6 protein-coding genes and 1 pseudogene are annotated in these 6,514 nt (G+C 71.7%); 2 read left to right on the plus strand and 5 right to left on the minus strand.

Annotation, left to right across the window (positions count from 1 at the left end; all coding sequences use genetic code 11):
• Window positions 1-135 precede the first annotated feature (135 nt).
• A complete protein-coding gene (locus AC1DP0_RS15960; protein WP_478085963.1) occupies window positions 136-312 on the plus strand; it encodes a hypothetical protein in 177 nt (58 codons plus the stop codon).
• Window positions 313-341: 29 nt separating this feature from the next.
• Here AC1DP0_RS15960 and AC1DP0_RS15965 read toward each other — a convergent pair whose 3' ends face one another.
• The 3 genes from AC1DP0_RS15965 to AC1DP0_RS15975 are packed head-to-tail and all read right to left on the minus strand — an operon-like array spanning window position 342 to window position 3,924.
• Complete coding sequence (locus AC1DP0_RS15965) at window positions 342-2,021, minus strand: DUF4389 domain-containing protein (protein ID WP_478085965.1); 1,680 nt, start codon at window positions 2,019-2,021, stop codon at window positions 342-344.
• A 5-nt stretch (window positions 2,022-2,026) separates the two neighbouring features.
• Window positions 2,027-2,512 carry a hypothetical protein gene (locus AC1DP0_RS15970; RefSeq protein WP_478085967.1) on the minus strand — a complete coding sequence of 162 codons (486 nt, stop codon included), beginning with the start codon at window positions 2,510-2,512 and terminating at the stop codon, window positions 2,027-2,029.
• Complete coding sequence (locus tag AC1DP0_RS15975) at window positions 2,509-3,924, minus strand: cyclic 2,3-diphosphoglycerate synthase (protein WP_478085969.1); 1,416 nt, start codon at window positions 3,922-3,924, stop codon at window positions 2,509-2,511. The genes AC1DP0_RS15970 and AC1DP0_RS15975 overlap by 4 nt, the downstream gene beginning before the upstream one ends.
• Before the next feature lie 175 nt (window positions 3,925-4,099).
• Here AC1DP0_RS15975 and rocD point away from each other — a divergent pair, with 175 nt between their 5' ends.
• On the plus strand, window positions 4,100-5,353 hold the full coding sequence (gene rocD, locus AC1DP0_RS15980) for an ornithine--oxo-acid transaminase (protein WP_478085971.1): 1,254 nt from the start codon (window positions 4,100-4,102) through the stop codon (window positions 5,351-5,353).
• Here rocD and AC1DP0_RS15985 read toward each other — a convergent pair.
• Together AC1DP0_RS15985 and AC1DP0_RS15990 are read right to left on the minus strand one after the other, a co-directional pair.
• Window positions 5,298-6,008 carry an SRPBCC family protein gene (locus AC1DP0_RS15985; RefSeq protein ID WP_478085973.1) on the minus strand — a complete coding sequence of 237 codons (711 nt, stop codon included), beginning with the start codon at window positions 6,006-6,008 and terminating at the stop codon, window positions 5,298-5,300. The genes rocD and AC1DP0_RS15985 overlap by 56 nt on opposite strands.
• A gap of 241 nt (window positions 6,009-6,249) precedes the next feature.
• Window positions 6,250-6,514: pseudogene (locus AC1DP0_RS15990) on the minus strand (2'-5' RNA ligase family protein); the annotation flags it as partial.

Raw genomic sequence — 6,514 nt, forward strand, 5'->3', positions numbered from 1 at the left:
GCGCCCSGTGCAGCAGTGACGTAGGCAGCCCRGGGAAACACCCTCCGGTCGCTACGTCAGTGCTGCGCCCGGTGCAGCAGTGACGTAGCGTCGAGACATGAGCAGTTGGCTGCGGGCCTCGTCATGAGTCGTCCCGTGCGCATCATCCTGGGCGTCCTCCTGTTGCTCGTCGGCGCGCTGTGGACGTTGCAGGGACTCGGTTACGTCGGCGGGAGCGCCATGTCCGGCGTCACGCTGTGGGCGGTCATCGGCCCGATCGTCGCCGTCGCGGGCCTCGGGCTGGCGCTGTCCCGACCGCGGCGCCAGCCCTGAGGCTCCGCTACTGACGACTCCGACCGAGGTCAGCCGCTGAACTGACGGGGCTGCTCGCCGGGGTGCTCGGCGGGCTGCTCGACGGGCTGATCGGCAGTCGCCACGGGCTCCGTGCGGTCGGCCGGGACCGGTGGCGTGGGTGGCGGGGGTCCCTGAGGCACCTCTGCCCCACCCTCGTCGAGCTGGAACGGCGGGTAGACGTCGGTCATCAGCGTCACGTACGCGACGACGCGGTAGACCCAGCGGTTGAGGCCGATGACGAGGTCGAAGAGCGCCCGTGGGTAGTAGCCGGCGAAGAGGAGCGAGAGGCCCGCGATGAGCACGAGGAGGCCGATGAGGCCTCCGCCGAGCACGTCGAGGTGCGAGTCGCCGGTCCTGGTCCGGTCCCAGGCCCACGTGCCGCCGCCGACCAGCAGCCCGACGATGATGTACTGCGGGATCGCGAGCAGCCACCACTTGACGAGGACGAGACCACGCGAGAGCCGCGCCGGGTAGGCGATGTCGAGGCGCGCCGGGTAGTCCGGCTCCGGTCCGAGGCTGAACGGCGGGTAGCGATCGGTGCCGAGGCCGCCACTGCTGCAGTAGTAGGAGACGCGCCACGACCACTGCAGGACGCCGAGGTTGAAGTCGAAGAGTCCACGTGGGTACCGGCCGGTGAAGAGGATCGCGAAGAACGCGACGACGCAGACCACCGAGAAGGCGAGCCACAGGAACACCAAGACGAAGAAGTGCGGGATCGCGAGGAACCACTTGACCAGCCACATCCACCGCGAGAGCGGCTCGTCGAGGCGAGCGTCCAGGCCGACCGGACTCACGGCCCGTGCGTGCGGGAGCCACGCGGCGGGTGCCATCGCAGCCATCGACCCGCTGGTCGGAGCGCCGGTCGGAGCGCCGGTCGGAGCGCCGGTCGGAGCGGTGGCCACTGGCGACAGGGCTGAAGGGGGTGCCGAGCGCCGGGTCCCGCTCGCGCCGATGATGATGAGTGCGACCGCACCGCCGGAGATCAGCAGCCCGAGGCCCACCATGAGCAGGGCCAGCGGCAGGAGGAATCCGGCCCGGACCCCGATCGTCGACGAGACGGCCACGCCACTGCTGCCGTCGGCGTTCATGATCACGGCAGCCCATTGTCCGCCGGTGACGCGCCAGGACAGCTGCTGCTGGCCGGCGCCGGTGGCCGAGGCGGTCCAGAACGTCTGGCTCGTCGGGGCGGGTGCGCGAGCAGCGCCTGGCGTCGACCGCAGCACGGCCGCGCGCTGACCGTTGGCGCGGGGTTCGGTGATGCCGACGACCTGGTCGTGGGCGACGCCGCCGAGGTAGGCCGACAGGCTGCTCGCGGGCGCGATGCCGAGGAAGACGGTCTTGCCGGAGGCCAGCGGCTGGGCGCTCACGCGGACGTCGACCTGGAGCCGGTCGAACACCCATGACGGCACGTCGGGCCGGGCGGCGACGACGGTATCCCCAGCGGTGATGGCCGGCGAGGAGCTCGACAGGACGGGCATCGTCATGGACAGGTAGCCGGCGCTGTCCCGGGCGACGGCATATGTGATGCCGAGGGCCGCCCCGCCGAGGAGCAGGCCGAGGCCCGGGAGGATGAGCAGGCAGCCGATGATGAGGGCGACGAGGTGACGGCCGGCCGGGTGATAGCCACCGGTGGAGGGGACCCACTCGGCGCCTTGGTTGCTGCTGGGATTGGTGACAGGTGAGCTCATGTGAATCACATCCTGGGGAAGCGGCCACGGACGAGCCGGACGAGGGCCTCGAGAATGCCGATCCCGCTGCCCACGAAGCCGATGACGAGCAGGATCCGGGCGACGACCTCCCACGCGGTGCCGATGACATCGAGGGGGAAGACCTGCCAGAACTGCATGATGGCGACGAGTCCGAAGCCGATGGAGACGATGTCGCCAAGGGCCCGCACACGAGGCAGGTCCAGGACGATGTTGACGAGATCAGCAACCGCGCGCGCGATGATGGAGGCGTACACGGCGCCGATGACGAGGACGGTGCGGCCGGTGAGGAACGGCACGGCCTGCCAGCCGGGCCACACGTTGACGAGCACGAGCATGAGAACGCTGACCAGCAGGGAGCCGACGTAGCCTCCTCGCCGGCCGGGTGCCGTTGCGACGCCGCGAGATTCGGGAAGATGACCTGAGCGCTGGTCGCGCGAGTCGGAGGGACGGGGCTCGGCGGGGGCACTCATGGCGCACTCCCGGCGAGCGTGGCGTCCGCAGGTGGGGCGTGATGGCCGCCGCGGATCTCCAGCGGCAGGGCGGCGCGCACCGCCGCGGCGAGGCCGCCCCGGACCACCTCGCGCAGCTCGTACCGGGCCCGCACGAGGGGCGCCGCCACGGTCAGCACCCGGGTGAGGTCGATGGGGGTGCCGCTCACGACGGCCTMGCACTCCCCCGCCTCGACGGCGGCGCGGATCGTGGCCTCGAGGTCGTGGACCTGGACCGAGCCGTAGCCCATGGCGGGCAGGACGCCACGCGCATTCGGGTACTTCGCGTAGGTCGCGACGATCGACCCCACAGCATACGGCGTCGGGTCGATGATCCGTGCCGCACCGGCTGCGCGGGCGCCGACGACTCCGGCGCCGTAGGTCATCGACCCGTGGGTCAGCGTCGGGCCGTCCTCGACGACGATGACGCGGCGTCCGGCGACGGCGCTCGGGTCGTCCACGGTGACGGGGCTGTCGGCGCGCAGCACGGTCGCGCGCGGGTTGAGCGTCCGGACCGAGGCCTCGACGGCCTCGATGTCGGCCGTCCGCGCCGAGTCGCACTTGGCGATGACGACGACGTCAGCCATCCGGACGTTGGCCTCGCCGGGGTGGTATGCCGCCTCGTCACCGGGGCGCAGCGGGTCGGCGAGGACGACGTGCAGGTCGGGCACGTAGAACGGCAGGTCGTTGTTGCCGCCGTCCCAGAGGATGACGTCGGCCTCCTGCTCGGCCTCGCGGAGGATCCGCTCGTAGTCGACGCCGGCGTAGACGACGACGCCGGCGTCCAGGTGCGGCTCGTACTCCTCGCGCTCCTCGATCGTGCAGTCGTGGCGGTCGAGGTCGGCATATGTCGCGAAACGCTGGCACGCCTGGGCTGCAAGGTCGCCGTAGGGCATCGGGTGGCGGACGGCGACGACGCGCAGGCCGAGGTCGGTGAGCATCCGGGCGAGGTAGCGGGTGGTCTGGCTCTTGCCGACACCGGTGCGCACGGCGGTCACGGCGACCACGGGTCTCGTGCTGCGCAGCATCGTGCGGCGCGCGCTGTGGAGCCGGAAGTCGGCGCCCGCTGCGATGCAGCGCGAGGCGACGTGCATGACCTGTTCGTGGCGCACGTCCGAGTAGGCGAAGACGACGACGTCAATGCGTTCCCGCTCGAGCAGGTCGCTCAGCTCCGACTCGGCGACGACCGGAATACCTTGCGGATACAGCGATCCCGCGAGCTCCGGCGGATACCGCCGTCCTTCGATGTCGGGGATCTGCGTCGCGGTGAAGGCGACGACCTCGTGGTCCGGGTCGTCGCGGAAGACGACGTTGAAGTCATGGAAATCGCGTCCTGCGGCGCCGAGGATGACGACGCGGGTGCGATGGACGGGGGCGGTGTTGGTGCTGCTCATGGCCATCTCCGCGGCTGGGCCACGCTGTGACCGACACACCCCACTGCGAGTAGTCCTGGCTGCGGGACCCGCCTCTTCGAGTCTCCCACCGGGGGTTGTCGTCCGTCGGTGAACCGAGAGCGGGATCACCTCGCATTCCGGTGCTCGTGGCGCGCCGCAGTRCCACGATCGAGGGGTGAGCGACACGGCCGCACGACCCGGGGCCCGTGAGCGGACCGGCCCGGCCCCGGGCACCCCGACGCACGAACACGTCTCCCTCGCCGAGGAGTGGGTGGCGAGCAACTACCACCCCCTGCCGGTGGTGCTCTCACACGCCGAGGGGGCCTGGGTCACGGACGTCGAGGGGCGCCGCTACCTCGACATGCTGGCCGGCTACTCCGCCCTCAACTTCGGCCACCTGCACCCGGCGCTCGTCGGGGCAGCAAGGGCGCAGCTCGAGCGGCTGACCCTGACGAGCCGCGCCTTCCACAGCGACCGGCTCGGCCCCTTTTGCCGCGACCTCGCGAGGCTGGCGGACAAGGACCTCGTGCTACCGATGAACACCGGCGCCGAGGCGGTCGAGACGGCGATCAAGACGGTCCGGCGCTGGGGCTACGAGGTCAAGGGCGTCCCGGACGAACGGGCCCGGATCGTCGTCATGGACGGCAACTTCCACGGCCGGACGACGACGATCATCAGCTTCTCAGACGATCCGGTCGCGCACGACCACTACGGCCCCTACACGCCGGGCTTCGACACGGTGCCGTTCGGCGACATCGAGGCGCTGGAGGCGGCCATCACCGACGACACCGTCGCCGTGCTGCTCGAGCCGATCCAGGGCGAGGGCGGGGTCATCCTCCCGCCCGACGGCTGGCTGCGCGACGTGCGTGAGGTGACCCGGCGCCGCAACGTGCTCATGGTCGCCGACGAGATCCAGTCCGGTCTGGGGCGCACCGGCACGACCTTCGCGTGCGACGTGGAGGGGGTCGTGCCCGACGTCTACGTGCTCGGCAAGGCGCTCGGCGGCGGCATCGTCCCGGTCTCGGCCGTCGTCGCGGACCGTGACGTGCTCGGCGTCTTCACGCCCGGCAGCCACGGTTCGACGTTCGGGGGCAGCCCGCTCGCCGCCGCAGTCGGCCAGGCGGTGGTCGGCCTGCTGTCAACGGGTGAGTTCCAGGCACGCGCGCGGCGACTCGGGGCCCTGCTCGAGAGCGGGCTGCGCGAGCTGCTCGGTCACGGCGTCGTGGCCGTGCGCTGCCGTGGCCTCTGGGCGGGCGTCGACTTCGACCCCCGGCTGCTGACCGGACGGGAGGCCTCGCACCGCCTGCTCGAGCGGGGGGTCCTCGTCAAGGACACGCACGGCTCGACGGTGCGCATCGCTCCCCCGCTCGTCATCAGCGAGATGGAGATCCAGGTCTTCCTCGATGCCTTCGCGGCGATCCTGCACTGAGCGGCGATCCTGCGACAGCCCCGCCACGCTCGGCGCGGTCCCGGATGCCCCGCAGCATCTTCTGGCTCATGAGCGAGCTCGCGACCGCGATGGGCTCGACGAGCAGCGGCGACCACCGGTGGCTGTAGGCGAAGCGCTCGCGGGTGATGAGCCGGGTCGCGCGGTGCGGGTGGCGGCGCAGGACGAAGGACCACGTGAAGTCGTAGGGAGCCGCGGCCGGGTCGCCCGGCATGGCGGGTGCGGCGTGCAGGACGAAGGACCGTCCCGGCTCGACTGCGGTCACCGCGAGGGCCACCTTCGGATGGAGGCGCACGAGGTCACCGGGCGCGAGGTGCTGCCAGTCGTCGACAACGGTGTCGGCACTGTGCAACCGGCAACCGGCGAGGTTCTCGAGCCGGTCGTAGCTGTAGAAGCCGCCACGGTCGGCGCCCATCTGCACGACCCAGCGCCAGACCTCCTCGGGCGGGGCCTCGATGGTGATGGCGCGGGTCGCGACGAGGCCGGGGTCGCGCAGGATCTCGTCACCGGGCAGGCGCTCGCGGGTCTCCTCGGTGGTGGCGCCCCAGTGCAGTGCGGACCAACGCAGCGTGACCACGGCCAGGGCCGCGGCACCGGCGACGACCGGCGCGATGACCGGTGCGAGGAGTCGCCTCATGCTCACCACGGTAGTCCGGGCAGCCTTGGCGGGTGGAGCGGTTCGCCCCGGAAAGGATGGAGCCCGGCTCGCGCTTGCGAGTCCGGGCCACCAGTGACGGTTCACGTACCACAACGGGCCAACCGTCGAAGTCCTGTCCTGGTAACGACTGTCCTCGGGTCCGGGGCCTCGATGGGGGACGACACGCCGACGTGGCCCTGATCGCTGGGACGGCCGAGCCGGCGCGCGCCGGCGCGCGCCGTCAGGGCACGCCGGACAGCTTCCACATGGTTCCGTCGGTCGTGTCGATGAGCGCTGCGCGGTCGCACCGCAGCGTGAACGGCAGCCGGTCCGAGACGGCCTCGACGACGGACGGCAGCCGCGCGCCGGCCACCCCGGTCGTCGCTGACACGTGCGGCATCCAGTGGCCGGGCTCGTAGTGCCGGTGGRTCGTGGCACCCGTCCCCCGCAGCGCCTCGACCGCGCGCGCCTGACGGCTGGCCAGGGCGGCCGTGGTCGAGCCGGCG

Source organism: Terrabacter sp. P5_B1, from assembly GCF_056400505.1.